Here is a 26136-nt window from a genome sequence, read left to right as displayed (position 1 = left end):
GATCGTTACTCGACGCTCGACCGGACGAAATTCAGGTAGGCCTTCGACGGCGTCGGCCCGCGCTGACCCTGATACTTCGACCCCACCGCGGCACTGCCGTACGGATTCTCGGACGGCGACGACAGCCGGAACAGACACAGTTGCCCGATCTTCATGCCCGGCCACAACGTGATCGGCAGGTTGGCGACGTTGGACAACTCCAACGTGATGTGGCCGCTGAAGCCCGGATCGATGAAACCCGCGGTCGAGTGCGTGAGCAGACCCAGCCGCCCGAGCGAGCTCTTTCCCTCGAGCCGACCGGCCAGGTAGTCCGGCAGCGTCGTCAGTTCCAGCGTGGAGCCGAGAACGAACTCACCGGGATGGAGAACGAACGGCTCACCGGCCGCGGGTTCGACCAGCGTCGTCAACTCGTCCTGCTGCAGCGCCGGGTCGATGTGGGTGTAGCGGGTGTTGTTGAACACCCGGAAGAGCTTGTCGAGCCGCACATCGACACTCGACGGCTGAACCATCGACGGGTCGAACGGTTCGATCGCCAGGTTTCCCAGGGTCACTTCGGCACGGATGTCACGGTCGGAGAGCAGCACCTCTGCAGGCTACTGGTCCTGGGCAGTCCGCCGCGACACACCCGAGCCCCGATCACGACAGATAGCTCCGCAAAGGAAAAGCCGGACAATCGAGCGGCACAACCATTCACATTCGGGCAACTCCTATCAGGAAGAGTGAAATGACAATTCCGTTCGACGTCCCCTCGTACTGGGATGACAGATCCCAATGCCTCGTTCTGGCCACCACTCCCGCCGAAAATCCGGCCTTGTGGGAACAATTCCTGGACGGTGCCGAGGAAAGCTACACGCGACACGGTGTGACCACCGCACTCGAAATGTCGACCATTCGTGACGGCGGCACTACCGCACTGTTCTTCGCAGCACTCGACCGAACCGGACAAATAGTCGGCGGGGTACGGGTGCAAGGACCGTATTCCTCGGTCGATCAATCGCACGCACTGATCGAATTCGCCGAATATCCCGACGGCCTCCGTCACGTGCACACGATGCTCGACGAACGCATCGGCTACGGAGTCGTCGAACTCAAGTCTGCGTGGGTCGCTCAGGACGCACCCCACGGCCGCGCCGTCACCGCGATGATCGCGGAGTCCCCCGCCTACAGCACGGCTCTTCTCGGCGCGCGCTACGCCCTGGCCACCGCGGCCTCCCACGTCCGCGCCGCGTGGCTCGACACCGGAGCGGTCATCGCCACCCAGATCGCGCCGATACCCTACCCCGACGAACGCTATCGAACCGAGGTGTTCTGGTGGGACAGAACAACACTCGCCTTCAACGCCGATCTGGCCACCTGGCGCCGGATGCGACACAACACGGTCACCCTGCTCGCACACCGCCGCGCAGCCGTCGAACTCCCGGAAGCAGTCGCATCATGAACGATCGAAACACACCCGGCCACTACTGGAAGCCTGTGATATTCGACGAGACGGACGCCACACAGCGCGCCGCACTCGACGAACTCAGACGCGATCCGACCCTCACATTTCTGGACGAGCGGAAGACGCAGAGAAAGGGCTTGCACTCACTGCTTCCCAGCCCTGAGCAGAGCCTTCTCGACGAAAACGAAAGGTGGGTATTCTTTCCCTGGCGAAAAACTGTCGTCGCCGTACTCGGACCCCACTCGTTTCGACACCTGAGGCTGGACAGAAACAGGAACAAGATAACCCTCGCGGAACAGAATTCCTTGGGAGATCTCACGATAGGAATCATCGGACTCAGCGTCGGGCACGCCATTGCCCACACCCTCGCACTCGAGGGAATCTGCGGGACGCTTCGCCTCGCAGATTTCGACGAGATCGAACTTTCCAACCTCAATAGAATTCCGGCGTCCATCCTCGATCTCGGCGTCAACAAAGCAGTCGTCGCTGCCCGACGCATTGCCGAAATCGACCCGTATCTACGCGTCGAAATCGCCGAGGACGGCATCACCGAGAACACCATCGACGACTTCTTCGACGGACTCGACCTGCTCGTCGAGGAATGCGATTCCCTCGACGTCAAGGTCCGCGCCCGCGAGGCAGCCCGGTCGCGACGCATCCCGGTACTGATGGAGACCTCCGACCGTGGACTCCTCGACGTCGAACGCTTCGACCTCGAACCCGACCGCCCTGTGTTCCACGGCGTCCTCGGTGAGATCGACTCGACGAGCCTGCGAGGGCTGGGCACCCGCGACAAGATCCCGATCGTGCTGGATCAGCTCGACGCCTCGCTGCTCTCGGCCCGCATGGCCGCTTCGATGGTGGAGGTGAGCGAAACGATCGAGACCTGGCCGCAATTGGGCGGCGACGTTCAACTCGGCGGGGCCACCATCGCCGCAGCCGTTCGACGCTTCGGCACCGGAGCGCACCTGCCCTCCGGACGAATCCGCATCGACCTCGACACCCATCTCGACGCGCTCGCGCCCCCGAACCCGACGCGTAGGGAGCAGCAGCCCTCGGACGATACCGCCGTCGACACACACCCCACCTCCGTCGAGCCCGACGCGCTCGTTCTCGACGCTGCCCGCCGCGCGCCGTCCGGCGGAAACAGTCAGCCGTGGACGTTCACCCGAGACGGACGCACCGTGCGGATCGGGGTCGATCGTTCACGAACCTCGACCCTCGACATCGCCTTCCGCGGCAGTTACGTGGCAGTCGGTGCGGCCGCCTTCAACGCGCGAGTGGTGGCCACCGCGCAGGGCAGACTCGACCGCACCGATGTCGACGAGCACGGAGTCGAGATCACGCTGAGTGCAGGCGGCCCACGACCCATCACCGATCGACGCCTGCTCGACGGCGTTCTCGAGCGGTGCACCAACCGGGAAATGGGTACCGGCGCACCCCTGGACGCGGACATCGCCGCCGACATCGCCGCTGCGGCAGCAGCAGAAGGTGGACGGGCAGTGCTACTGACGGCACCCGAATCCATGGCCGCGGCCGCGGATATCCTCGCCGCCGCCGATCGAATCCGGTATCTCACACCGCACCTGCACCGAGACATGTTCTCCGAGTTGCGCTGGCCGGGAGATCTCGATCCCGATCGGGGAATCGAGGTGTCGACCCTGGGGATCGACGACGCGGACCTGTCCAAGCTCGAGATCGTCAAGCGCCCGGACGTCATGGAACTCGTGCATGCCTGGGACGCCGGCGCGGCACTGGGGACCGATATGCGCGATCGAGTGCTGTCGAGTTCGGCACTTGCAGTGGTCGCCGTACCCGGATCGACCGCAGAACATTACATCAGAGGAGGATATGCAACGGAGAACGTTTGGGTAACTGCGCATTTGCGCGGTGTAGCAGTGCAACCGGTTTCCCCTGCGTTCCTCTACGCACGGACCGTGGAAGAATATCGACAACTCTCGATGCACCACGCAGAAGCATTGCAGCAGTTGAGTTTCGAGTTCCGCGCACTGCTCGAGCTCGAAAACACCGAGTCCGTTGCACTGGTGTTGCGGCTCAGTTGCGCCCCGAAAACCGCGATACATAGTCGCAGACTTCCTGTTTCAGCGTCTGTATCGGGGTAGAGTTCCGGCGAAGACCAGGGGGAACAGTCCTGCGCTGAGTCTACGAGAGGCGGGAGTGGGGCCCTGGAGCACAACCGGACGCTCGAGGTCCTCGTCACCGGCGTCGCAACCGAACTCATGGGAGTCGATGCGGCGACGGTGCGCGAGGCCTACGGATCCGTACTGCGGCAACTCGTGGACTACCTCGGCATCGACTTCAGCTTCCTCCGGCACAACGATTTCGAGGCCAGAGCCACCAGACTCACCGCGGAATGGCCACCTCGACTGACCGTGCCCGATCCGGATCCACTGGCAGTGGTCTACTTCGACGACGCAGACTCGGTATTCCGCCTGGCCGAAACACTGACCGAACCGGCAGTGTTTCGGCCGGATCCGGAACAGGAGGACTACCGCCGACGCGTCGAGCAGGGGTCGGGATTCTCCGCAACCTCGATGGCCGTCGTTCCACTGCTGCACTCCGGACGCACCACCGGCATCCTCGGCTTCATCAAGATCGGTGACCGAAGTTGGTCCGAGGCAGAACTCAACGCGCTCAAAGCAATTGCGGCCCTGCTCTCTCAACTGCAGTCGCGGGTGATCGCCGAAGAACAACTTCGATTCTCGGCGCTGCACGACCACCTCACCAAGCTGCCGAACCGCACGGCCCTCGCACAACACCTCCGCGAACGGCTCGACCCGTCCATGCCCGGCCCCGTCGCGGTGATGCACATCGACCTCGATCGACTCAAAGCACTGAACGACTTTCTGGGCCACCTCGCCGGAGACCATTACCTCGAGACCATCGCCGATCGACTGCAGAGCTTCGTCGGCAAGTCGGCCGGTCTCGTCGCGCGCCTGGGCGGCGACGAATTCCTGGTTGTGCTGGCCGGGCCCTGCTCGGCCCGCGTCGCGACACACCACGCCGAGATGATCGCCGATGCCATGAACGCCCCCGTCACCCTCGGAGTCGAACGCATCAGCAGAAGCGCGAGCATCGGAATCGCCTTCGGCCAACCGGGCAAGCACACCGCCGAGTCGCTTCTGCGGCAAGCAGATCAGGCCGCCCTCGTGGCCAAACGCGCAGGCGGCCACGACATCGCCCTGTTCACCGAAGAGATGCACGCCGAAGCCGAACTCCGCAACGACGTCGAAATCCATCTGCGCGACGCCATCGCAGGTGACTCACTCACCCTGCATTTCCAGCCCGAGGTGGACCTCGTCACCGGACGCATCACCGCAGTCGAAGCACTGGTCCGATGGCAACACCCCACCCGCGGACTACTCCCCCCATCCGCATTCATCCCGGTAGCCGAGGAGACGAACCTCGCCGGAGAACTCGGCCGCTGGGTCCTCGACCGCGCCTGCCGCACCCTCGCCGACTGGCAACGCGAAATCCCCCACCTCGACATCGCGATGCGCGTCAACATATCCCCCGTCCAACTGGTGACCAACGGATTCGTCGGAGCCGTCGCCAGAGCACTCACGGAGTTCTCGATAGCCGGGCCCGATCTCTGCCTCGAGATCACCGAAGTGGCAGTGGTACAAGACCTTTCCCGCACCCGTGTGACACTCCGCGAACTCCGCGAGCTCGGCGTGCAAGTGGCCATAGACGACTTCGGCACCGGATACAGCTCCCTGTCGCACCTCAAGGAACTCCCCGTCGACACACTCAAGATCGACCGCGCCTTCGTCACCGACCTCGGAGCCAGAGACACCGGCGACCTCGCCATCGTCCAATCCATCATCGGACTCGCCGACGCATTCGGACTGAACATCATCGCCGAAGGCGTCGAAACACAGACCGCCAGAAAAACCCTGATCGAACTGGGCTGCACCCGCGCACAGGGATACCTGTTCTCCAAGCCGGTAGCCGCACACGACGCCCTCACCCTGCTGCACGGCGTGCGAATCGACATCTGAACGCCCTGCTAACCTGACACCCGCACCACACGCCGGTGTAGTTCATTGGTAGAACGCGACCTTCCCAAGGTTGAGAGGCGGGTTCGATTCCCGTCACCGGCTCCACGCTGGCTCCCCCTCGAGTCGCTTCCGCCTCGCCCACACCGCTGATTTCGCTAACCCTCCCTAGTCACTGCGGTCACTCCTGAAACAAACCGACCACCGCAGACCATTGGTCGATACCCTTGCTACCGACCAGTAACATAGGCTAATTCATTCATTGTATTCGCAAGAATTCCTGCATTTCAAAAGAAACTTCTGTCGCCTAGTTTGCCGTGCTAGAAATCAAATGTCGACATTTGTTCACCGACATATGACCCTGACAGGAATCCCCCTCATGCGATCACTATTCACAATTGTCGCGGTCGCCCTGACGACGATGGCCGTGGCCGTCTCGTCGGCGACCGCAGCCCCGTCACTCGCCGCGCCCCCGAGAACCCAGGGCGGAGCAGGAACCGTGCTGTGGGAAGACCAATTCAACGGGCACGGCGGACCCGACCCCTCCAAATGGGGGTTTCAGACCGGCCGCTGGGGCGCGAGTTCCGGTGAGCAGCAGTACTATACGGACTCCTGGAACAACGCCAACCAGTTCAACGGCTCACTGAACATCACCGCGCGTCGAGAGACACCACCGGACCGCAAGCGGGCACCGTACAACTTCACCAGCGCCCGCGTGGTCAGCATGGGCAAGCAATCGGTGACGCCGCCGGTGCGCATCGAAGCATCGATCAAGATGCCGAGCGCCCAGGGCCTGCTGCCCGCATTCTGGACCCTCGGTCTACAACCCGGTGGCGAATATTCATGGCCCAGCCAAGGGGAAGTGGACATCGTCGAAATTCCCGGACTGTACGGACCGTCATTCAATTTGCACGGTCCCTCGAAGTGGAACTCCAATCAAGATGTGAAGACCGGCGGCAGTATGAATCCGGTCGGCAACGGATTCCACACGTACCGCATCGACTGGCTACCGAACAGCATCACCTGGTTCGTCGACGGGGTCGCTCGATACTCCTTCACTCAGGCCCAGTACGAGGCGAAGGGTGGCAACTGGAAGGCGTTCTCGGGCGCATGGCCGCACTACATCCTGTTCAACGTCGCCGTGGGCAACAACTGGACCGGCAAGACGCTGAACAGCACGCCGTACCCGCAGACGATGAGTGTCGACTGGCTGCGTGTGAGTCGCCTCTGACCTGCAGAGCAATCCTTCTCTCCGCACGGGGCCCAGCCACCACGGCTGGGTCCCGTGCGGTGTACGCGCCAGGCACGGTTTCGCGCGAAGAACAATTCTTGTGACTTTTCTCAGTCCACACCCCCACTCATAGGGACATTCCACAGTTCGAGGAATACCGTCTATTCATGCGCGGGCCACGGCGAAGTCTGATCACCCTCGTACTCGTCGCTGCCGCTGCGCTGCTGGCACCCTCCGCGCACGCGGGGCCGCTGATGCCCATCGCCGCTGCCCCCGAGCAGCCCGATCACGCCGATGCCATCCGCTACGCCGCATCCAATCGCGACGCCGCACCTCCCGGAGCCAACGATATGGGCTGCAAGCCCACTGCGGCGCACCCGAATCCAGTCGTCCTGGTACACGGCACCGACGCCACTGCGTACTCCGACTGGGCCGGCTTCGCCCCCATCCTGAAAGCAGCCGGATTCTGCGTCTTCGCCATCAACTACGGCACCTCGCCGGACGGCAAATCCAACGGGTACGGCGTCATCGAAGACAGTGCAGCGCAACTGAAGTCGATGACACTGTCGATACTTCAGGCAACCGGTGCCGGAGCAGTCGACGTGGTCGGCTACTCGCAGGGTGCCGCGGTCGCTCGATACTTCGTCAACAGGCTCGGCGGTGCCTACGTGGTCGACAGATGGGTGGGCATCGCATCACCGACCTACGGCGGCACCATGTACGGAGTAGCGCCCGTCGTACAGGCAGTGCCGGGTGCAACCGGGGTCGTAGCGGGCGAATTCGGCCCAGGGCTCGCCCAACTGATGGCCGGATCCGATTTTCTCGAACGCCTCAATGCAGGCGGCGACACCGTGCCCGGAGTGGAGTACACCTCCATCGCGACGAGGGTCGACGAAGTGATCCAGCCGTACACCAATGCGCTGCTGCGGGATCCGGGAGCGCACAACATCGTGGTGCAGGACGTGTGCCCCGATACCGAGGTAGCGCACTTCACGTTCACCTACGACCCCACCGCGCTGCGGCTGGCGCTCAACGCACTCGACCCGGCGAACGCGCGTCCCCCGACCTGCGTACCGGTGCCGCTGGGAGCCGGAATTCTCGACGTCGTCCTCGCCAGCCACTGACCCTCACGTCAGCAGCTGATACGCCCTGAGCCCGACGTAGAGTTCCGCGGCTTGAATCGGATCACGGAAGTCGCGTCCGGTGAGCTCGGCGATGCGACGCAGCCGATACAACACCGTATTGCGATGGTAGTGCAGCGATTCGGCGGCGTCGCGGGTGGAACCGCCGCACGAGAACCAGGCGTCGAGAGTGTCCAGCAGGCTCTGCCGTTCGGCTCGCGGCAGCGCCAGCAGATCACCGAGTATCTGACGCGAGGCGATGCGGCCCGACGAGGGATCGCGGACCAGCAGCAGCGGTACCGGCACGGAGTCGTAGCGCACCGGCGCGGACGGTGAGGCCGCGTTCGGGGTGCACGACCTCGCCAACCGGGCCTGACCGACGGCATCACCGATACCCGACGGAGACCGGAAGACCGAACTCACCCCCACCCGTCCCGGACACAGCTCGCTCAGCGTGATCAACGCGCAATCGATCTCCGATTCCGTTGCAGCACAGATCAGCCCGACGCTGCCGTCCACCTCGGCGTCCCACACCGATTCGGCACCCGCGGTACGGAGGCGGGAGATCAACCCGTCGATTCCCATCGCTGCGGTCAACGGCTCCTGCGAGACCACCGCGAAGTAGCCGTGGTCGGGAATGCGAAACGTGCGCAATGCGTCCGCTGCCGCAGTCGGATTCGCGCCGTGATCGGCGAAGAGCACACGGATGAGGCGTCCACGGGCTTCGGCGCTCTCCCGCGCACGCATGTCGGCACTCTCTCGATAGGCCTCCGCTGCCTCGTCGGAGTACACGTCGACCAGAGCCCAGACCTGGGCGGCCATGTCCAGCAGCGCATGACTCGCCCGGCCGTCCGAACGTTCCATCAATTCGTCCCAGACCAACCTGCCGCCCAGCCGAAAAGCGTGAAGCAGGGCAGCCAGCGGTACCCCCTGCTCCGCCTTGAGTCGGCCCGCGTCCCGAGCCGACTCGAGTCGCATGGGAGCACGACCGGACAGCTTGCCCAGCATCGACGCCAGATTGCTCCGCGACGCCTCGTAGAGCTGCTCGGTGGTGAGCAGCGTCGATTCCAGGTAGGCGTGCTCGGCCCCCAGGATCCGTCGCACGAGTTCCGTAGCCAGATCGTCGACGCCGTCGAGCATCGTCGCGGCCAGATCGGTCGGTGACGGATGCACGTCGAATTCGGTGGCGGTCATGACCGAACTCTAACCTCACCCGTGTAAGCCACGCCACAGCCAAATTGTGCGGCTGCACAAACCGCTGCATCCGATTGAGAGCCGTGGCCCATAGCGTCCCACGTCCGAGTGCGACCACAATCACAGTGGAAGCGTGTACCCGAACGACGAGTGGAGCCGAGAAGTTGACCAGCGACGTCACCCCACACCTGAAGCCCGTACCGACGCCGGGACCCACCGAGGCAGTCGACTCCGCACTCGCCGATCTGTCCGAGGGAGAGAAGAACTGGGGACGCCTCACCCTGGCCGAGCGGCGTGCCCTGCTCGAACGCGTGCACGCGCTGACCACAGCTCACGCGCAGGAGTGGGTGACGGCGGCAGCGTCGATCAAGGGACTCGACGCCTCGTCCACCCTCGTCGGAGAGGAATGGTTGTCGGGTCCGTACTCGTTCCTGAACGGACTCGGCACCGTGGCGCACACACTGGCGGCGCTCGAAGCCGGTAGCAGTCCGCTGGCCGGTGCCACGTTCGGAACGGCACCCGGTGGGCGCACGACGGTGTCGGTGCTGCCTCTCAACATCTTCGAGCGCCTCCTGCTCAACGGGTTCACCGCCGAGGTATGGCTGAAGCCCGGAATCGACCGTGCAACCGCACAGCGGACCGCAGGCCTCGCCCAGCTCGATCCCACCCGCACCGCGGGCATCGGAGTGGTACTCGGCGCAGGCAACATCACCTCGATCGCGCCGCTGGACGCACTGTACGAACTGATCGCGTTCAATCGAGTCGTCGCACTCAAGCTCAACCCGATCATGGATCCGCTGTTGCCGGTGTTCGAGAAAGTCCTCGCGCCGCTCGTCGACATCGGTGCATTGCGCCTGCTCACCGGCGGAGCCGACGTGGGCACCTACCTGGTCCAGCACGATCGTGTCGACCACGTCCACATGACCGGCAGCGCCATCACGCACGACGCGATCGTCTTCGGTCCGGGCCCGGACGGCGCTGCCCGCAAGGCGGCCAACGACCCGATCCTCACCAAGGAGATCTCCAGCGAACTCGGTGGCGTCTCGCCCACCATCGTTCTGCCCGGAGAGTGGAGCCGCGCCGATATCGAGTTCCAGGCCGAACACATCGCCACCCAACGCCTGCACAACAGCGGATACAACTGTGTCGCTTCGCAGGTCGTCGTGCTGTCCTCGGAATGGAAGCAGCGCGACCAGTTCGTCGCCGCCCTGCGCGCCGCGCTGGACCGCGCGCCCGCCCGTGCGCCGTACTACCCCGGCAGCGACAAGCGAGTGTCCGACGCCACCGCCACCTACCCGTCCGCCGAGCGCCTCGGCGAGCGCGGTGGCCGCGTGCTCATCACCGACCTGAACCCCGGTGAATACGCACCGCTGCTGCAGACCGAGTATTTCGCACCGGTCATGGGCATCATCGAATTGCCCTACAGCGGAGCAGCATTCGCAGCCAAGGCGGTTCAGGCCGCGAACGAGGAATTCACCGGCACCCTCGGCATCAACATCATCGGCACCCCCGGCACCATCAAGGGACTCGGGGAGAAATTCGACACCATGCTCGCTGACCTGCGCTACGGCACCATCGCCGTCAACGCCTGGACGGCCATCGGATTCCTCACCGCAGCAGCCACCTGGGGCGCATTCCCCGGCCACACCGTCGACGACGTCCAGAGCGGAATCGGCATCGTGCACAACGCCTTACTGATCGACGGAGCCGAGCGAACAGTGGTGCGCGGGCCCTTCCGGCCGATGCCGCGCTCGCTGATCAACGGCGAACTCTCCATCTCCCCGAAGCCACCGTGGTTCGTCACCAACAAGACCGCAGCATCGACGGGCAAGCTGCTCACCGCATTCGCGGGAGCACCGTCCTGGTCCAAGCTGCCGGCAATCTTCGCCTCCGCCCTGCGCGGGTAGAACCCACCGTCGACGACCGAAGGAAAATCATGAGCTCTCAGCGCACGACGGCCGACTACATCGTGGTGGGCGCAGGTTCGGCAGGCGCGGTGGTGGCCAATCGCCTCAGCGCAGACCCACGCAACGAGGTGGTTCTCCTCGAGGCCGGCCCCGAGGACAAGAACAAGTTCGCCCACATTCCCGCTGCGTTCTCCAAACTCTTTCGCAGCGAGGTCGATTGGGACTACTTGACCGAACCGCAACCGGAACTGCGTGATCGCAGCATCTATTGGCCGCGCGGCAAGATGCTCGGCGGTTCGTCGTCGATGAACGCGATGATGTGGGTGCGCGGATTCGCCGCCGACTACGACGAGTGGGCAGCGGTGTCCGACGACTCGTGGTCTTTCCGAAACCTCGTCGGATACTTTCGTAGGATCGAGAACATCGAGGGCACAACGGCAGTCGACGCCGGCACCGACGGCCCCCTCATCGTCTCCCACCAGCGCAGCCCCCGCGATCTGACGTCGTCGTTCCTCGACGGCGTCGAAGAAGCAGGCTATCCGCTGGAAACCGCGAACCTGCCCGAGCCCAAGGGCTTCACCCGCACGATGGTCAACCAGAAGCGCGGAGCACGGTGGAGCACCGCCGATGCCTACCTGCGACCGGCGAAGAAGCGCAAGAACCTGACCATCCTCACCGAGGCACACGCCACCCGTGTGCTCTTCGAGGGCAGCGCGGCGGTGGGAGTCGAATACGCCTCCGGCGGGCAGACACACACCGTGCGCGCACGCAAAGAGGTGATCCTCTCCGGCGGAGCCATCAACACCCCGCAACTACTGATGCTCTCGGGCATCGGAGACCAGGAACAGCTGAAGTCCCACGCCATCGCCGTCCAACACCACGCGCCCGGCGTCGGGCAGAACCTCCTCGACCACCTGGCCGCCCTCGTCGGCTGGAAAACCGAAAGAGACTCCCTCTTCCACGCCGAGAAGATCCCCGAGTTGGTCAACTACCTCGCGCGCCGACGCGGGATGCTCACCTCCAACGTCGCCGAGGCGTACGGATTCATCAAGAGCCGCGAGGACCTGGCCCTGCCCGACCTCGAACTCATCTTCGGACCGGCACCGTTCTTCGACGAGGGACTCGTCGGCCAGGACTCGCACGCCGCCGTCATCGGCGCGGTACTCGTCAAACCCGAGAGCCGCGGCGAGATCACCCTCCGATCGGCCGACCCGTCGGCCAAGCCCATCGTCGAACCCCGCTACCTCAGCGACCCCGACGGACTGGACCGCAAAGCGATGATCGAAGGCCTGCGCGCCTGCGTCGCCATCTCCGAAACCCCGTCGTTGAAGGGACTGCTCGGCGACGTCGTACGCCCCAGGGTGGCGTCGAACATCTCCCCGGCGGACCTGCTCACCGAGGCCCTCGAACAGAATGCGCACACGCTGTACCACCCCGTGGGCACTGCGCGTATGGGCAACGACCCCGCCAGTGTCGTCGATCCCGAGCTGCGAGTGCGGGGCGTCGATCGCCTTCGCGTCGCCGACGCGTCGATCATGCCCAGCATCATCCGCGGACACACTCACGCGCCGTCGGTGGTGATCGGCGAACGAGCTGCGGACCTGATCCTTCGTTGATCCCGAGTGAACCTTCGGAAAAATTCCGGTTTGACAGTCCGGTTTGTCGGGTAACAGGTGGACACGCTCCCTTGCAAGGGATCGAGATGGAACCCATCCGCTCGGCAAGCAGCGCCGAATGACCCACAACGCTCGAGAGACGAGCACGGAAGGTTGACCGACATGTTCACTGTTCGTAAAGCTTTGGCCGCCACCGCAATCGGTGCACTCACCATCGTCCCGCTTGCCGCATGCTCCAGCGACGAGGCGTCCGACACCGTCGACAACGCCACCTCCTCGGCAGCGTCGGCCATGGAAACCACCGAGAGCGAGCCCGAGCCCGCAGCCGAGGTCGACAGCCTCACCGGTGTCGACACCGCAGTTGCATTGGATCCCGGCTTCACCGGCGCGCTGACCACCCTGGGCCTCACGCCCGGCGTCGTCGGAACCGCCACTCTCGCAGACGGATCCATCCGCTTCCCGATCACCGGCGGAGACGTCAAGTACTGGGAGCCCGGCACCGTCGACCCCTACGTCCAGGGCGAGATCATGCACGACGGCAGCGGCCTGTCGCTGACCGCCGGCGAGACCGTCGTCGAGCTCATCAACTTCGACATCGATCCGGGCACTTCGCTTCTCACCGGTGACGTCATGGTCAACGGCGAGGAAGCTGCCGCAGACGCAGTTCTGTTCGATCTCGACGGCCGCACCCTGCAGCCGCTCGCTACCGGACCGGACAACACCGCGATCCTGCAGGGCACCGAGGTGAAGATCTCGGAGACCGCTGCCGGACTGCTCAACAGCACCTTCAACACCGATGCTGTGACCCCGGGACTGCTCGTGGGCGTTGCGACCATCACGATCAACACCGCCTAATCACAGTCTCCTGAACGCCCGTGCGCGAGTTGTCGCCGTGAAAACGGCGGCGCTCGCGCACGAGTGTTTGCATCGCACGGTCAGGAACCTCGCATGAGAGCCTTCACGAAGATCTACGGTGGACACCCGCTACACGCGGTCGGTCTGCTGCTCTCGTTCGCGCTGGTCGGCTACGTCGTGGCACTCATGGGGCCGCAGGCTCTGTGGAACAACGACGTGTGGTGGAAATCCGTTCTCGTGTGGTTCTTCGGATCGGTACTGCTGCACGACGCCGTACTCTTCCCGCTCTACTCACTGGCCGATCGGCTGCTCACCGGCATTCCGCGACACCGCCTGGCCGTGTCGCCGGTGAACTTCGTTCGAGTTCCCGCACTCGGAGCCGCCCTGACCTTCCTGATGTTCTTTCCCGGCATTCTCTCTCAGGGCGCGCAATCGTACCGAGCCGCAACCGGTTTGACCCAGGAACCCTTTCTCGGACGTTGGCTCGCACTGACCGCCGTGTTGTTCACCGTGAGCGCAGCCGCCTACTTCACCCGATGGACCCTCGTACGGAGCCGAGCATGAGCGTCACCGCCGATACACTCTTCAACCGCGCAGCAGCCGGACTACCCTGCTGGATAGGCGATTCCGACGGCAGCAGGCAGCAGCTTCCCACCGAGCGTTGGATGGGTGGCAGCGCCTCGTCGGCCGAGGATCGCCGCGCGGATCACGCGATGCTCAGCCGCTGTACCGGCCCCACGATCGATCTCGGCTGCGGTCCGGGTCGACTCACCGAAGCGCTTGCTCGACGCGGCGTTTCGGCACTCGGTGTCGACACCTCCCGAGCCGCCGTCGATCTGACCATCGGACGCGGCGGCAACGCCGTTCTCCGCGACCTCTTCGAGCCACTGCCCGACACCGGCAACTGGTCGTGTGTCCTCCTCGCGGACGGAAACATCGGCATCGGCGGAGACCCGGTGCGTCTGCTTCGCCGGGCCGCCGACCTGCTCGCCCCCCACGGAGCCGTCATCGCCGAAGTGGATGCGCCGAGCGACACGGGAATTCGCCACCGCACCGTTCGATGGGAAACCGACACCATGGTCGGCGACTGGTTCGCCTGGTCCAGTGTCAGCGCCGACGCCACCGCAGATCTCGCCGGCGCCGCAGGCCTGCGAGTGGTGGACGTGGCACCGATCCACGGGCGCTGGTTCGCTCAGATGACGCTGGCCCCGTTCACCAATTCGTGAACAGGAGATGATTGATCGCCAACGCGCCGATCACCTGCAGCGCCAACCAGAAACGATGCGTCCGGATCGGCAACACAGCAGGCGCGATCAGCATCCACATCGCGAAGGGCAACCAGATCCTCTCGGTCTCCGCTTTGCTCAACTGACTCAGATCCGCCATGACCACTGCCGCGATCGCCGAGATCACCAACAGGTTGATCGGCTCCAGCCGAGTGAGTATCCGCGGGAACGCCGCGGGCACAGCCACACCCAACGCACAGAACAGCGCCGCGAAGTTCGCCCAGCCCCAGTACTCGAACGGCCGGTCCTTCGCGATGCCCTGGTAGTAGCGCTCCTGCACCAGCAAGTAACCGTCGTACCACCAGAATCCGTACGCGGTGAAGATCCCGGCAACGATCAGCGCACCGATCAGCGCGCCGAGGAACGGCAGAATCCTTCGCCCGGCGATCAGCACCGCGATCGCAGGCAGGCCCATCAACACCAACCCGTAGTTGAGGTAGACGCCGAAACCGAGCAACACTCCCGCACCGATCGACGCGGGCCACAGGTAGCGCTTCGTCGAGATCGCCAGCAGCGCAATTCCCCACGCGGCGACACCGGCGTAGAACGCATCGGCGGAAACGGCGATCCAGATCGCGGCCGGGGCGATGGCCACGAACGGTGCTGCCCGCCGCGCGATGTTCTCGTCGCCGAGCACCCGGAGCGTGAGTACCAGCGCCACAGCGGCACTCGTGCCGACCAGCACACAGAGTGTCGCCGCCCAGGCTCCTCCGCCGAGGCCGAGACGATCGAGCCACACGAAAGTGAGCAGTGCGCCGGGGGGATGACCCGACACATGCGTCGTCCACGAATCGGCCTGGTAGTCCAGAATGCGTTCGGAGAATCCGCGGAGCGTGGCGGGAATGTCGGTGATGCCGGGCACTTCGTGCAGGTACTCGTCCGTCGATGCCAGCCGGTTCACGAAGCCGCGCTTCCAACCGTCCACCATCGCCAGCGACATCGTCCAGGCCGCCGACGCGCCCCACACCACGAACAACAGTCGCGTCCACGACAGTCGGCGTGCGACCGTCGGCCCCCACAGCACAGTGGCGACGGCTATCAGAACGGCGACAGGAGTTCCCCATCCCACGTGAATCTCGCGGAAGCCGAACAGCGGCGCCGCATCGGCGAAGTCACGTACCTGCTGCGGAGTTCTGTTGATGATGGGGGTGACGAGTTCGTTTCCCAGGTACGGAACGACGAATGCGACCACGACGAGCACGACGGCCAACGTGCCTGCGACGGCTTCTCTCCAGTAACGGATAGTCTTTTCTCCCTGCGGACTTGAAGGCGAACACGACTTCGGACCAGCATATCGACCGACGGTGATGGAGGATGAGCAGATGGACAACGACGCGACGGGGCGGGCCGAGATAGCCGTCATCGGCGGCAGCGGCTTCTATTCGTTCTTCGGAGCCGACGCCCAGGAGGTAGTGCTCGACACCCCCTACGGCGCTCCGAGCGCCCCGATCACGTTGGGCGAGGTGGAAGGTCGGCGAGTGGCGTTTCTGCCCCGACACGGCCGCAATCACGAGTACTCACCGCACACGTTGCCGTACCGCGCCAACATGTGGGCGCTGCGGATGCTCGGGGTGAGCCGAGTGTTCGCCCCGTGCGCGGTCGGATCCCTGGTGTCCGAGTACGGCCCGGGCACCGTCGTGATTCCCGATCAACTGGTCGACCGAACGTCCGGGAGAGCACAGACCTACTTCGACGAGGGCGGGATTCACGTCGAATTCGCAGACCCGTACTGCCCGACGCTCCGGAAGTCCGCGGTCCAGGACTCGGCGATCGACGGCGGCGTCATGGTCGTCGTCGAGGGTCCTCGGTTCTCCACTCGTGCCGAGAGCCAGTGGTTCGCGCGCCAGGGTTGGACGCTGGTGAACATGACCGGCCACCCCGAGGCCGTTCTGGCTCGCGAACTTGAACTCTGCTACGCACCGATCGCATTGGTGACCGACCTCGACGCCGGCATCGAGTCCGGTCAGGGCGTCAAGGCGGTGGACGTGTTCGCCGAGTTCCAGAAGAACATCGAGCCACTCAAGGCACTGGTGCGCTCGGCCATCTCCGACGCTCCCACCGGCGACTGCCCGACCTGTCGGGTGCACACCGGCCTCACGCTGCCGATCGAGCTGCCATGACCCGGGTACTGCTCACCGGCGCAGCCGGATTCATCGGCGGCCACATTCGCGATGCGGCAGCCGCCTCCGGCCACGAGATCGTTGCCGTCGACGCCATGCTGGAATCGGCTCACGGCCCAGGAGCGCGCGCCGACGGAATCATCGATCTCGATGTGCGCGACAAGGACTCGCTCGTCGACGCATTGCGCGGGGTGGATGTCGTGTGTCACCAGGCCGCCGTCGTCGGCGCCGGCGTCGATGCCGCGGATGCCCCCGCCTACGCCAGCCACAACGACTACGGGACGGCAGTTCTGCTCGCCGCGATGTACGAGGCGGGCTGTTCGCGGCTGGTTCTCGCCTCGTCGATGGTCGTCTACGGCGAAGGGCGCTATCTCAATTCATCGGGCGAGACCGTAGTTCCGCCGCCCCGCACCCGCGCCGATCTCGATGCCGGCTTGTTCGACAATCGCGATCCGAGGTCCGGTGAGCCCCTCGATTGGCTTCTGGTGGAGGAGGATTCGTTACTCGAGCCGAGGAGCATCTACGCGGCGAGCAAACTGGCACAGGAGAACTACGCCTCCGCGTGGGCGGTATCGACGGGCGGCTCGGTGGTCGCACTGCGTTACCACAACGTCTACGGACCGAACATGCCCCGCAACACCCCGTATTCCGGTGTGGCAGCGATGTTCCGCTCGTCGCTGGAACTCGGCCGGGCCCCGACCGTGTACGAGGACGGCAAGCAGGCCCGCGATTTCGTGCACGTTCACGACGTCGCAGCGGCCAACATCGCGTCGATCGACGCAGAGACCGAGGGCTTCACCGCCCTCAACGTCTGCTCGGGACAACCGATCACCATCGGTGAGGTCGCCACCATCCTCGCCGAAGCACGCGGCGGGCCTACACCCGAGATCACCGGACGCTACCGAGCCGGCGATGTACGGCACATCGTCGCCAGTTCCCGACTGGCCGAACAGACCCTGGGATTCCGCGCGAGGATCATGCCGAGGGACGGTCTCACCGCATTCGCCGACGCACCGTTGCGCGACGCCGAGGGCACGGGACCACCCCGTGTCTGAACAGAAATCGGTGACCGTCGTCATCCCCTGCATGAACGAGGCCGAATCGCTTCCGGCAGTACTCGATTCGGTACCGGCGGGCTACTCCACGATCGTGGTGGACAACAACTCCACCGACGCCACCGCCGCCGTCGCCGCAGCCCACGGAGCCACGGTGATCTCCGAAACCGTGCCCGGCTACGGCGCAGCAGTGCATGCAGGCGTCGTGGCAGCCGACACCGACATCGTCTGCGTCCTCGACGGAGACGGCTCCATGGATCCGCGTGACCTGCCGACCCTCGTGACGGCCCTCGACCATGCGGACCTCGCCGTCGGTCGCCGTCGACCGGCGAAGGGAAGCTCGCCCCTGCACGCCAGGATCGGCAATGCCGTTCTCTCACTTCGGCTTCGCACCAAGTACAAGCTGCCCGTGCACGACCTCGGAGCCATTCGCGCGGTACGCCGTCAGGCTCTGCTCGACCTCGGCGTCACCGACCGCCGCTCGGGCTATCCACTGCAGCTGCTGGTACTGGCGGCCGAAGCCGGCTGGACCGTCGTCGAACACGACGTGGTCTACCGACCACGGACAGCCGGAACGTCGAAGGTCTCGGGATCGGTGAAGGGAACCATCGTCGCCGTGCGGGATTTCTGGAAGGTGCTCTCGTGACCGTCACCGCTCTCGTCGTCGCCAAAGCCCCCGTACCCGGGCTGGCCAAGACCCGGCTCGCCGCCACGATCGGCGACTCCGCCGCAGCCGAACTGGCGGCGGCCTCGCTGCTCGACACCCTCGACGCCGTCTCGGCCGCCGACGTCGACCGCCGTGTCGTGGCCCTCACCGGCAATCTCGCCGACGCGGCCCGCGTCGACGAACTGACCCGCGCGCTGGCGTCGTTCACGGTCGTAGCGCAGCGCGGCGACGGGCTGGGCGAACGACTGGCCAATGCCCACGCCGACGCGGCCACCACCGGTTCCGTACTGCAGATCGGCATGGACACCCCTCAGGTCACGGCGCACTTGCTGTCCGACGCGGCCGCGCAACTCGGCAACACTGACGTACTCGGATTCGCCGAGGACGGCGGCTGGTGGGCGCTCGGCCTTCGCAACCCCGAACTCGCTCGGTTCTTGCTCGACGTGCCCATGTCCGCCCCGTCGACGGGCTCCGACACACTCGATGCCTTGACCGCGGCCGGGGCGTCGATCACGATGCTCCCGGAATTGCGCGATGTCGATTTCGAGTCCGATCTCGAAGCGGTGGTGCAATTGTGCGCACCGAACAGTCGGTTCCATATTGCCGTCGAAAAAGTCGGTAATTGAAAGCGGCCTCGGTCCGTTCCGTCAGGTCTGTTTCGACCGAAATGCCGCATCGAGCCCGCAATCTCCACATCCGTTGTGGAACAGCACCTTCGATCTGCCCGAATTGCCGGACCGCAGGCGACCAATATCGAATCGCAACAAAGCCGAACCACCGTTTCACGGCTATTTCACAGACACAGGTGCTAGAAAGTGTGACATGACCGGGTTGTTGATAGGCGTAGCCGTCTGGATGGTGTTCGCGACAGTCGTCGCCACCGTCCTCGGCCGCGTCGCGCGCCGGGGTGACTCCGAGGAATTGGGGTCGACGATCGAGTGGGACGTCGAGGCTCTCGAGCACGAACTTCACCACGAGAACTGACTGCGCTCAGTCGACCCGCTCGACGATCTCGGTGAGAATACGAGCCGCTGCGGCCAGCGTCTGGCGCTGCTGCGGCGTCAATTCGTCCAATTGTTCCGCCAGCGCGATTTCCCGAGCGGCAACCTCCTGCCGTGCAGTCGCCGTGCCCGCATCGGTCAACAGAAGAACCACCTGCCTGCCGTCCGTCGGATGCGGCTCCCGGCTCATCAAACCCAACTCGACCAAGGCGTGCGACGACCTGGACACCGACGGCGGCTTGATCCGCTCACGCGCCGCCAACTCCCCCGTCGTCATCGGCCCCTCACGAAGCAACGTCGTCAGAATCGACAGCTGAGCGACGGGCAATCTGTCGCTGGAATGGCGCAGTCGGAGTCTCCGATTCAATCGCATTGCACTGACGGACAAATCCCTCGCCAGCCGGGAATCGGGCAGATCACTCACGCTGTCCAGATTACGACACCGAGGTGCATTCGCCCGATTCCCAGAAACAGCGGATCGCTCGGTTTATTCCGCCTCGAACAAACCGCTGATATGGTTCTCGTCGGTTGCCGGGGAGTGAAATCGAATTGGGGGAGATCGTCGTGCGTCGCGTTGGTTCCAGAGTCTTGACCGTTGCCACCATGGCCGTAGCCACGTCGCTGCTGGTCACCGGGCCCAACGCCCTCGCAAATCCCAATGCGGTCAATCCCATTGCCGGACTCAACGGCACGTTCGGGCTGCCGCAGCTTCAGGGTCGCGCACAAGCCGTCGCTCAGGTGACCGGTATCTCGAGTCCCAACAACACGCAGAACGTCAACATGATCGGCACCGATCTCGGCATCATGTGGGACAACGGCCGCGGCGAGGTGCTGACGGCATTCGGCGATACCGCCGGCCTCGGCATACCCAACCTGCTGCAGGGCAGCCTGTGGTCGTGGCGCAGCAACGCCATCGTACGGAGCAACGACCGCAACCTCGCCGACGGCATGAACTTCGACAGCGTCGTACTCGACCCGATCGGCCAGACCAAAGAGGTCGTCCCCAGCCCCAAGATCCCGTTCGTCGAGATCAGCCGAATCCCGACGGCAGGCGTGGCCGTCGGCGACAGTCAATACCTCAACCTGATGTCCGTGAAGAACTGGGGACCGCCGGGAACCTGGGAGACCAACTTCTCCGGCCTGGCCGTGTCGAACGACAACGGGGAGAACTGGGCAGCGCTACCGGACACCCAACGGCCCAGCGTCGGCGGCGACCGCAACTTCCAGCAGAGCGCCTACCTGAAGGACGGCGGCTACGTCTACCAGTACGGCACCCCGCCCGGCCGCTTCAACCTCGGCCACGTCGCTCGCGTCAAGGAACAGGACATCGCCCGACTCGGCGAATACGAGTACTGGACCGGCCAGGACTGGAAGAAGGGCGACCCGGCCGCGGCCGCACCCATCGTCGGCGGCGTCGGTGAACTCTCCGTCGCGTACAACGCAGCCCTCGGTCAGTACCTGATGATGACGACCGACAACGCCAACTCGATCGTCCTGCGACGCTCGCCGTCACCCGTCGGGCCATGGAGCCCACCGGAGGTTCTGGTCGACACCCGCGAGGTCAGCTCCATCTACGCGCCGTACATCCATCCCTACTCGACCGGCCGCGACCTGTACTTCCTGGCGACGGTCTACCAGAACTACAACGTGCTGCTGCTGCGCGCGACGCTGTAGGAACCGCCACTAGGCTTCCGAAGGTGGACGCCGCAGAGTGGGATCGCAAGTACGAAGGCCGAGAACTCGTCTACGGCGAGGCACCGAACGCGACGCTCGTCGAAGTCGCGACGGCGCTCGAGCGAGGTCGCGCACTGGATCTCGCGTCCGGCCAGGGTCGCAACGCGATCTGGTTGGCAACCCGCGGCTGGACCGTCGACGCCGTCGATTTCTCCGCGGTAGCGCTGACGAGGGCGAACGACGTGGCGTCTTCGGCACCAAGGTCGGTGCGCGAGCGACTGACCTGGGTTCACGCCGATGTGACGCAGTTGTCAACAGAACCGAACTATGACCTGGTTCTCATGTTCTATCTCCACTTGCCCCCGAACGAACGGCAGAAGGCCGTTTCGGTCGCCGTTTCCGCACTGAAACCTGATGGAATCCTCATGATTCTCGGACACCACTCCGCGAACATCGACTCCGGCGTCGGTGGTCCACAGGAAGCCGAGATCCTCTACACGCCAGAGGATTTGGCGTCGGACATCGGTACTGGACTGACCATCCTCACTGCCGAAAACCGCTATCGCGACGTGACCGGCGGCACAGCGATCGACGCATTGCTACTGGCGAGTAGGCCTCCCCTTGGCAGCGAACCGGATCGGGGGTAATATCCGTTAAGTTACCGACGAGTAGCTAACTTGGGCGGTACTCACGAGACCGCACCACCGACTGGAGAGCGAACGAGCAATGGGCCATTACAAGAGCAACCTCCGGGATCTCGAGTTCAACCTCTTCGAGCTTTTCGGACTCGACGAGACACTCGAAGGCGACAACTTCGGCGACATGGACGGTGAAGTAGCCCGCGACATGCTGCGCGAGGTCGTACGCCTTGCCGAGGGACCGCTGGCCGAGTCCTTCGCGGACGCCGACCGCAACCCGCCCGTCTTCGATCCCGAAACCCACAGCCTGAAGCTGCCCGACTCCTTCAAGAAGTCGTTCAAGGCGCTCTACGACGGCGAGTGGTGGCGCGTCGGCCTCGACGAGGAAGTCGGTGGCATGGCAGCACCTCGCAACCTGCTCTGGGGCATCAACGAGATGCTCCTCGGATCGCAGCCGGCCGCGTTCATGTACTCCGCAGGCCCCGGATTCGCAAACATCTTGTACCACAACGGAACCGACGAGCAGAAGGAATGGGCCAAGGTGGCCGTCGAGCGCGGCTGGGGTGCCACGATGGTCCTGACCGAGCCCGACGCCGGATCCGACGTCGGAGCAGGTCGCACCAAGGCGATCAAGCAGGACGACGGCTCGTGGCACATCGAAGGCGTCAAGCGCTTCATCACCTCGGCAGTGTCCGACGACCTCTTCGAGAACATCTTCCACCTCGTACTCGCCCGCCCCGAAGGTGCCGGACCCGGAACCAAGGGCCTGAGCCTGTTCTTCGTGCCGTCCATCCTCTTCGACTTCGAGAAGGGCGAACTGGGCGAGCGCAACGGAGCCTTCGTCACCGGCGTAGAGCACAAGATGGGCCTCAAGGCCTCCGCCACCTGTGAACTCACCTTCGGTGGCAACGGCATTCCCGCCAAGGGCTGGCTCGTCGGCGAGGTCCACAAGGGCATCGCGCAGATGTTCGACGTCATCGAGCACGCTCGAATGATGGTCGGCACCAAGGCAATCGGCACCCTCTCCACCGGCTACCTCAACGCACTCGAGTACGCCAAGGAGCGCGTCCAGGGCGCAGACCTGACGCAGATGACCGACAAGACCGCTCCCCGCGTCACCATCACCCACCACCCCGACGTGCGCCGCAGCCTCATGATGCAGAAAGCGTACTCGGAAGGCCTGCGTGCGGTGTACCTCTACACCGCCGCACACCAGGATCCGGTCACCGCCAAGCAGGTCTCGGACGCAGACGCCGACATCGCATACCGCGTCAACGACCTCCTGCTGCCCATCGTCAAGGGCGTCGGCTCCGAAATCGCCTACCAGGTACTCGCGGAATCCCTGCAGACCCTCGGCGGCTCCGGATTCCTGCAGGACTACCCCCTCGAGCAGTACATCCGCGACGCCAAGATCGACTCGCTGTACGAAGGAACCACCGCCATCCAGGCGCAGGACTTCTTCTTCCGCAAGATCGCCCGCGACCGCGGCGTAGCACTGGCTCACGTTGCCGGACAGATCAAGTCGTTCATCGACAGCGAAGCAGGAAACGGTCGACTCAAGGCCGAGCGCGCACTGCTCGCCACCGCACTCGAAGACGTGCAGGCCATCGTCACCTCGATGACCCAGCACCTCATGGGCGCACAGGACCAGCCCACCGAGCTGTACAAGGTCGGCCTGGCATCGGTGCGCTTCCTCATGGGCTTCGGAGACCTGCTCATCGGCTGGCTGCTGCTGCGTCAGTCCGAGATCGCCATCGCTGCACTCGACAACGGCGCAGAGGGCAAGGAGAAGGCGTTCTACGAGGGCAAGATCGCAGTGGCCTCGTTCTTCGCCAAGAACATCCTGCCGCAGCTCACGGCAACCCGCGCCATCCTCACCAACATCGACAACGACATCATGGAACTGGACGAAGCAGCATTCTGATTCCCTGAACTCTTCGGCGGCCGCACTCGTTCTCGAGTGCGGCCGTTGTCATATGTACGCCGGGGCGGTGGTGTCGCGGCGGGGCCCGGGTTTGCCGCAAAAGCGCGCGCATTTGATTGGGAGGCGGGGGTGCGAGCCCCAGCCGCCGCAAAAGCGCGCGCGTTTGTCAGATGCGCGGGGTTGCAAACCCCCAGCCGCCGCAAAAGCGCGCGCGTTTGTCAGATGCGCGCGAATTCTGCCGAATACTCAGGCAATTTCGAGTGCATTCGGCGAATGCGCGCGCATTTGCGGGCCGCACGAGGTACTCCGCACCGTCCCTCGTGGTGGAGGCAGGGCAGCAGCCCGCTCCACAGCTCGGGCCACGCGCGCCACCAGCTCCGCCGGATTCGCCAAATCTGCCCACGTCCAGCGCACGACGGGATAGCCGAGATCGCGCACCGCGTCCTCCCGCACCTTCTCCCTGAACACCACGTCGCCGGGGTGCTCATCCTGCCGTAGGTACTTGGTGTACTTGGCTTTACCATCGAACTCGCACACCACGACGCCATTGACCAGCCAATCGATCCGCGCCACCGTCCGCCCGTCCGGATCCAGGATCTCCACCTGCGATTCCACGTCGAATCCGTTCTCACGCAGAATGACTCGACTCTGAGACTCGCCGGGGTTTTCGCTCCGAACGTCCATGAGAGAAATGGCTCGTCGCGCCTGCGCCACACCTTTCCATCCCCGAGCACGCTGCAACTCCGACTCAAGCTCCTTCGGATCGCAGCGCTTCAGAGCTGAGTCACCTGCGATCACCGCCGACAGAAGCGGCTCGGTACGGGCAAGGTCGACAACCGTCCGCGCCAATGAGGTCACGGGAATTCCGTCGACGGTGGTGCTGGGTACCCACGGCGCACAGTGCACGATCACCGCTGCATTCGCTCGACCTCCGCCGCGGCGGCGTCGGGTGACGTGAACTTTGTCGAATCCGCCCGTGGGCAAGGGTAATTCGTGCAGTAGCGCCGCCGAACGGTGACTCACCGTGCTGCCGTCCGCAATCATCGGAAATACGGCGTCGATCAACAGCCGATGCCGCTCCTGCTCCGAAAGGCCGGCCAGCCTCGACGTCGGAACGTAGACGCCATTCACCAAACGCTCCCAGCCCCCGCGTTCATACATTGCTCGCAGCTCGTGATCGGCATTGCCATCGGCAAGAGCCTCCGAGCGTCGCACCATTCGGTCATCCCTCATCTTTCGAGTCTCGACCATGCGCGCACCGATCCGAGGACGAAAGTACCTGCCTGTGTACAACTTCGGACCTGTGGATGAATACAGGTACGGGCGTACCAGTTCGCTGTGGCGCCGGAGCCGCCAACGCGCGCGCAGTCGTCAGGTGCGCGCAGAATTGCCCCCGATCAGGCCACCAATTCGCGCGCATTCAACAAACGCGCGCGCTTTTGCGAAGACTGGGGAACCGAAGCAGGCGAACGGGAACAGGGAACACAGGAACACGGGAAACAGGGAACAGGCCGACGGTGCATCGTCACGCGGGCCGACCCGACGAAGCGTCGAAGGGCGAAACCAACGCCGGACCCCACAAATGCGCGCGCAGCCGTCAGGTGCGCGCAGAATTGCCCCCGATCGGGCCACCAATTCGCGCGCATTCAACAAACGCGCGCGCTTTTGCGAAGACTGGGGAGGCGGGGGACCTAGGGAACCGACGAAGACTGGGGAGCCTGGGGGACCTGGGGAGCCGAACAGGGAACAGCCGCTACTGCTGCAGTTTGCGGAATTTGCTGCCGTGGAACACGATTGGGTTCACTTCACTCTGGACGTCCAGGGAATGTATGCGCAGCAACACTATTGCGTGGTCGCCCGCGGGGATTTGCTGCTCGATGGTGGTGTCGAGCCATGCGGTGGCCCCCACGATGAAGGCTGCTCCCCCGTCGGTGACGGTGAGGTCGAGGCCGGCGAATCGGTCACCGGTCTTGGCTGCCAGGGTACGGACGGCGTCGTTGTGTGCCTCGCCGAGAACGCTGACGCCGATGTTGGGTGCCAACTCGAGTTTCGGCCATGTCGTCGACGTGTTCTGGATGCACACCGCGACGAGGGGCGGGTCGATGGACACCGATACGAAGCTGCTGGCCGCCAAGCCCACCAGGACGCCGTCTATCTTCGCGGCGATCGCGACCACTCCGCTCGGGAACTGCGCGTACGCCTCACGAAGCGTCTGCTGATCGAGGACGGTACGTGTGAGCGTCATGGACGAAGCTCCCTTTCGATCTTGTGATGCAACCCCGCGTGGGCACAGTTCCGACGAGCGAACACCTAGTGCAAGCAAACACCCGATCGGGCGGCAACGCTACAGTCCGAATCGACGTGATTCGAATGACCCTCTCGCGGTT

Annotated in this window: 24 protein-coding genes and 1 tRNA gene; 19 read left to right on the top strand and 6 right to left on the bottom strand. The window is 64.5% G+C overall.

Annotated elements, in window-relative coordinates:
• Window positions 1–5 precede the first annotated feature (5 nt).
• Window positions 6–584 (bottom strand): dCTP deaminase, encoded by a 579-nt coding sequence (dcd, locus tag R3P93_RS17480; protein WP_317533566.1) that lies wholly within the window; start codon window positions 582–584, stop codon window positions 6–8.
• A gap of 140 nt (window positions 585–724) precedes the next feature.
• Between dcd and R3P93_RS17475 the strand changes: the two genes are divergently transcribed.
• The 6 genes from R3P93_RS17475 (at window position 725) to R3P93_RS17450 (ending at window position 7815) form a co-directional block, all read left to right on the top strand.
• A complete protein-coding gene (locus R3P93_RS17475) occupies window positions 725–1438 on the top strand; it encodes a hypothetical protein (RefSeq protein WP_317533565.1) in 714 nt (237 codons plus the stop codon).
• A complete protein-coding gene (locus tag R3P93_RS17470) occupies window positions 1435–3564 on the top strand; it encodes an Rv1355c family protein (RefSeq protein WP_317533564.1) in 2130 nt (709 codons plus the stop codon). Before R3P93_RS17475 ends, R3P93_RS17470 begins: the two co-directional genes overlap by 4 nt.
• Window positions 3565–3681: 117 nt before the next feature.
• Complete coding sequence (locus R3P93_RS17465) at window positions 3682–5463, top strand: putative bifunctional diguanylate cyclase/phosphodiesterase (RefSeq protein ID WP_394855322.1); 1782 nt, start codon at window positions 3682–3684, stop codon at window positions 5461–5463.
• A gap of 31 nt (window positions 5464–5494) precedes the next feature.
• Window positions 5495–5568, top strand: a tRNA-Gly gene (locus R3P93_RS17460).
• A 271-nt stretch (window positions 5569–5839) separates the two neighbouring features.
• On the top strand, window positions 5840–6691 hold the full coding sequence (locus tag R3P93_RS17455) for a glycoside hydrolase family 16 protein (RefSeq protein WP_317533563.1): 852 nt from the start codon (window positions 5840–5842) through the stop codon (window positions 6689–6691).
• A gap of 167 nt (window positions 6692–6858) precedes the next feature.
• Window positions 6859–7815, top strand: coding sequence for an esterase/lipase family protein (locus R3P93_RS17450; RefSeq protein WP_068049230.1), 957 nt, complete (start codon window positions 6859–6861; stop codon window positions 7813–7815).
• Between the two features lie 3 nt (window positions 7816–7818).
• Here the strand turns inward: R3P93_RS17450 and R3P93_RS17445 are convergent, their stop codons facing one another.
• Entirely contained in the window at window positions 7819–9006 is a 1188-nt protein-coding gene (locus R3P93_RS17445) for a PucR family transcriptional regulator (protein WP_094640608.1), read from the bottom strand.
• 188 nt (window positions 9007–9194) lie between these two features.
• Here R3P93_RS17445 and R3P93_RS17440 point away from each other — a divergent pair, with 188 nt between their 5' ends.
• From R3P93_RS17440 to R3P93_RS17420, 5 genes are all read left to right on the top strand, one after another.
• On the top strand, window positions 9195–10913 hold the full coding sequence (locus tag R3P93_RS17440; protein WP_176460203.1) for an aldehyde dehydrogenase family protein: 1719 nt from the start codon (window positions 9195–9197) through the stop codon (window positions 10911–10913).
• A gap of 29 nt (window positions 10914–10942) precedes the next feature.
• Entirely contained in the window at window positions 10943–12529 is a 1587-nt protein-coding gene (locus tag R3P93_RS17435; RefSeq protein WP_317533562.1) for a GMC family oxidoreductase, read from the top strand.
• A 162-nt stretch (window positions 12530–12691) separates the two neighbouring features.
• A complete protein-coding gene (locus tag R3P93_RS17430; RefSeq protein WP_094640843.1) occupies window positions 12692–13384 on the top strand; it encodes a hypothetical protein in 693 nt (230 codons plus the stop codon).
• Between the two features lie 93 nt (window positions 13385–13477).
• Complete coding sequence (locus tag R3P93_RS17425; RefSeq protein ID WP_094640606.1) at window positions 13478–13948, top strand: hypothetical protein; 471 nt, start codon at window positions 13478–13480, stop codon at window positions 13946–13948.
• On the top strand, window positions 13945–14610 hold the full coding sequence (locus tag R3P93_RS17420) for a methyltransferase domain-containing protein (RefSeq protein WP_094640605.1): 666 nt from the start codon (window positions 13945–13947) through the stop codon (window positions 14608–14610). Before R3P93_RS17425 ends, R3P93_RS17420 begins: the two co-directional genes overlap by 4 nt.
• Here the strand turns inward: R3P93_RS17420 and R3P93_RS17415 are convergent.
• Window positions 14597–15880: a glycosyltransferase family protein gene (locus tag R3P93_RS17415; RefSeq protein ID WP_255183106.1), complete on the bottom strand. Its 1284-nt coding sequence runs from the start codon at window positions 15878–15880 to the stop codon at window positions 14597–14599. The two genes, R3P93_RS17420 and R3P93_RS17415, sit on opposite strands and share 14 nt — an antisense overlap.
• A gap of 112 nt (window positions 15881–15992) precedes the next feature.
• On the opposite strand from R3P93_RS17415, the gene R3P93_RS17410 reads away from it, so the two are divergent.
• From R3P93_RS17410 to R3P93_RS17390, 5 genes are all read left to right on the top strand, one after another.
• Window positions 15993–16790 (top strand): S-methyl-5'-thioadenosine phosphorylase, encoded by a 798-nt coding sequence (locus R3P93_RS17410; RefSeq protein WP_094640604.1) that lies wholly within the window; start codon window positions 15993–15995, stop codon window positions 16788–16790.
• Entirely contained in the window at window positions 16787–17845 is a 1059-nt protein-coding gene (locus tag R3P93_RS17405; protein ID WP_094687074.1) for an NAD-dependent epimerase/dehydratase family protein, read from the top strand. Before R3P93_RS17410 ends, R3P93_RS17405 begins: the two co-directional genes overlap by 4 nt.
• Entirely contained in the window at window positions 17838–18491 is a 654-nt protein-coding gene (locus tag R3P93_RS17400) for a glycosyltransferase (RefSeq protein ID WP_082898705.1), read from the top strand. The genes R3P93_RS17405 and R3P93_RS17400 overlap by 8 nt, the downstream gene beginning before the upstream one ends.
• Complete coding sequence (locus R3P93_RS17395; protein ID WP_317533561.1) at window positions 18488–19138, top strand: TIGR04282 family arsenosugar biosynthesis glycosyltransferase; 651 nt, start codon at window positions 18488–18490, stop codon at window positions 19136–19138. Before R3P93_RS17400 ends, R3P93_RS17395 begins: the two co-directional genes overlap by 4 nt.
• Before the next feature lie 196 nt (window positions 19139–19334).
• Entirely contained in the window at window positions 19335–19496 is a 162-nt protein-coding gene (locus tag R3P93_RS17390) for a hypothetical protein (RefSeq protein WP_176460173.1), read from the top strand.
• Window positions 19497–19502: 6 nt separating this feature from the next.
• On the opposite strand, the gene R3P93_RS17385 is transcribed toward R3P93_RS17390, so the two are convergent.
• On the bottom strand, window positions 19503–19937 hold the full coding sequence (locus tag R3P93_RS17385) for a MarR family winged helix-turn-helix transcriptional regulator (protein WP_094687077.1): 435 nt from the start codon (window positions 19935–19937) through the stop codon (window positions 19503–19505).
• A gap of 179 nt (window positions 19938–20116) precedes the next feature.
• On the opposite strand from R3P93_RS17385, the gene R3P93_RS17380 reads away from it, so the two are divergent.
• The 3 genes from R3P93_RS17380 to R3P93_RS17370 all read left to right on the top strand — a co-directional run bounded on the left by R3P93_RS17380 (window position 20117) and on the right by R3P93_RS17370 (window position 23749).
• The gene (locus tag R3P93_RS17380; RefSeq protein WP_094687155.1) at window positions 20117–21187 is read left to right on the top strand and encodes a DUF4185 domain-containing protein; all 1071 of its coding nucleotides are present in this window, start codon (window positions 20117–20119) and stop codon (window positions 21185–21187) included.
• Between the two features lie 23 nt (window positions 21188–21210).
• Window positions 21211–21834, top strand: a complete 624-nt coding sequence (locus R3P93_RS17375; protein WP_317533560.1) for a class I SAM-dependent methyltransferase — start codon at window positions 21211–21213, stop codon at window positions 21832–21834.
• A gap of 79 nt (window positions 21835–21913) precedes the next feature.
• Complete coding sequence (locus R3P93_RS17370; RefSeq protein WP_068049178.1) at window positions 21914–23749, top strand: acyl-CoA dehydrogenase; 1836 nt, start codon at window positions 21914–21916, stop codon at window positions 23747–23749.
• Between the two features lie 246 nt (window positions 23750–23995).
• On the opposite strand, the gene R3P93_RS17365 is transcribed toward R3P93_RS17370, so the two are convergent.
• Window positions 23996–24880 (bottom strand): hypothetical protein, encoded by an 885-nt coding sequence (locus R3P93_RS17365; protein WP_317533559.1) that lies wholly within the window; start codon window positions 24878–24880, stop codon window positions 23996–23998.
• Between the two features lie 622 nt (window positions 24881–25502).
• The gene (locus R3P93_RS17360; protein WP_068049175.1) at window positions 25503–25994 is read right to left on the bottom strand and encodes a flavin reductase family protein; all 492 of its coding nucleotides are present in this window, start codon (window positions 25992–25994) and stop codon (window positions 25503–25505) included.
• Window positions 25995–26136 lie beyond the last annotated feature (142 nt).

This window comes from Rhodococcus cerastii (genome assembly GCF_033042195.1).
Taxonomy (GTDB): Bacteria; Actinomycetota; Actinomycetes; order Mycobacteriales; family Mycobacteriaceae; genus Rhodococcoides.
This window is presented reverse-complemented; position numbering and strand designations above follow the sequence as displayed.

Excerpts from the sequence above, each read along its gene's own strand:
- R3P93_RS17475 (WP_317533565.1), top strand. The coding sequence starts at position 725 with ATGACAATTCCGTTCGACGTCCCCTCGTACTGGGATGACAGATCCCAA.
- R3P93_RS17470 (WP_317533564.1), top strand. The coding sequence starts at position 1,435 with ATGAACGATCGAAACACACCCGGCCACTACTGGAAGCCTGTGATATTC.
- R3P93_RS17465 (WP_394855322.1), top strand. The coding sequence starts at position 3,682 with ATGGGAGTCGATGCGGCGACGGTGCGCGAGGCCTACGGATCCGTACTG.
- R3P93_RS17455 (WP_317533563.1), top strand. The coding sequence starts at position 5,840 with ATGCGATCACTATTCACAATTGTCGCGGTCGCCCTGACGACGATGGCC.
- R3P93_RS17450 (WP_068049230.1), top strand. The coding sequence starts at position 6,859 with ATGCGCGGGCCACGGCGAAGTCTGATCACCCTCGTACTCGTCGCTGCC.
- R3P93_RS17445 (WP_094640608.1), bottom strand. The coding sequence starts at position 9,006 with ATGACCGCCACCGAATTCGACGTGCATCCGTCACCGACCGATCTGGCC.
- R3P93_RS17435 (WP_317533562.1), top strand. The coding sequence starts at position 10,943 with ATGAGCTCTCAGCGCACGACGGCCGACTACATCGTGGTGGGCGCAGGT.
- R3P93_RS17430 (WP_094640843.1), top strand. The coding sequence starts at position 12,692 with ATGTTCACTGTTCGTAAAGCTTTGGCCGCCACCGCAATCGGTGCACTC.
- R3P93_RS17425 (WP_094640606.1), top strand. The coding sequence starts at position 13,478 with ATGAGAGCCTTCACGAAGATCTACGGTGGACACCCGCTACACGCGGTC.
- R3P93_RS17420 (WP_094640605.1), top strand. The coding sequence starts at position 13,945 with ATGAGCGTCACCGCCGATACACTCTTCAACCGCGCAGCAGCCGGACTA.
- R3P93_RS17410 (WP_094640604.1), top strand. The coding sequence starts at position 15,993 with ATGGACAACGACGCGACGGGGCGGGCCGAGATAGCCGTCATCGGCGGC.
- R3P93_RS17405 (WP_094687074.1), top strand. The coding sequence starts at position 16,787 with ATGACCCGGGTACTGCTCACCGGCGCAGCCGGATTCATCGGCGGCCAC.
- R3P93_RS17390 (WP_176460173.1), top strand. The coding sequence starts at position 19,335 with ATGACCGGGTTGTTGATAGGCGTAGCCGTCTGGATGGTGTTCGCGACA.
- R3P93_RS17380 (WP_094687155.1), top strand. The coding sequence starts at position 20,117 with ATGGCCGTAGCCACGTCGCTGCTGGTCACCGGGCCCAACGCCCTCGCA.
- R3P93_RS17370 (WP_068049178.1), top strand. The coding sequence starts at position 21,914 with ATGGGCCATTACAAGAGCAACCTCCGGGATCTCGAGTTCAACCTCTTC.
- R3P93_RS17360 (WP_068049175.1), bottom strand. The coding sequence starts at position 25,994 with ATGACGCTCACACGTACCGTCCTCGATCAGCAGACGCTTCGTGAGGCG.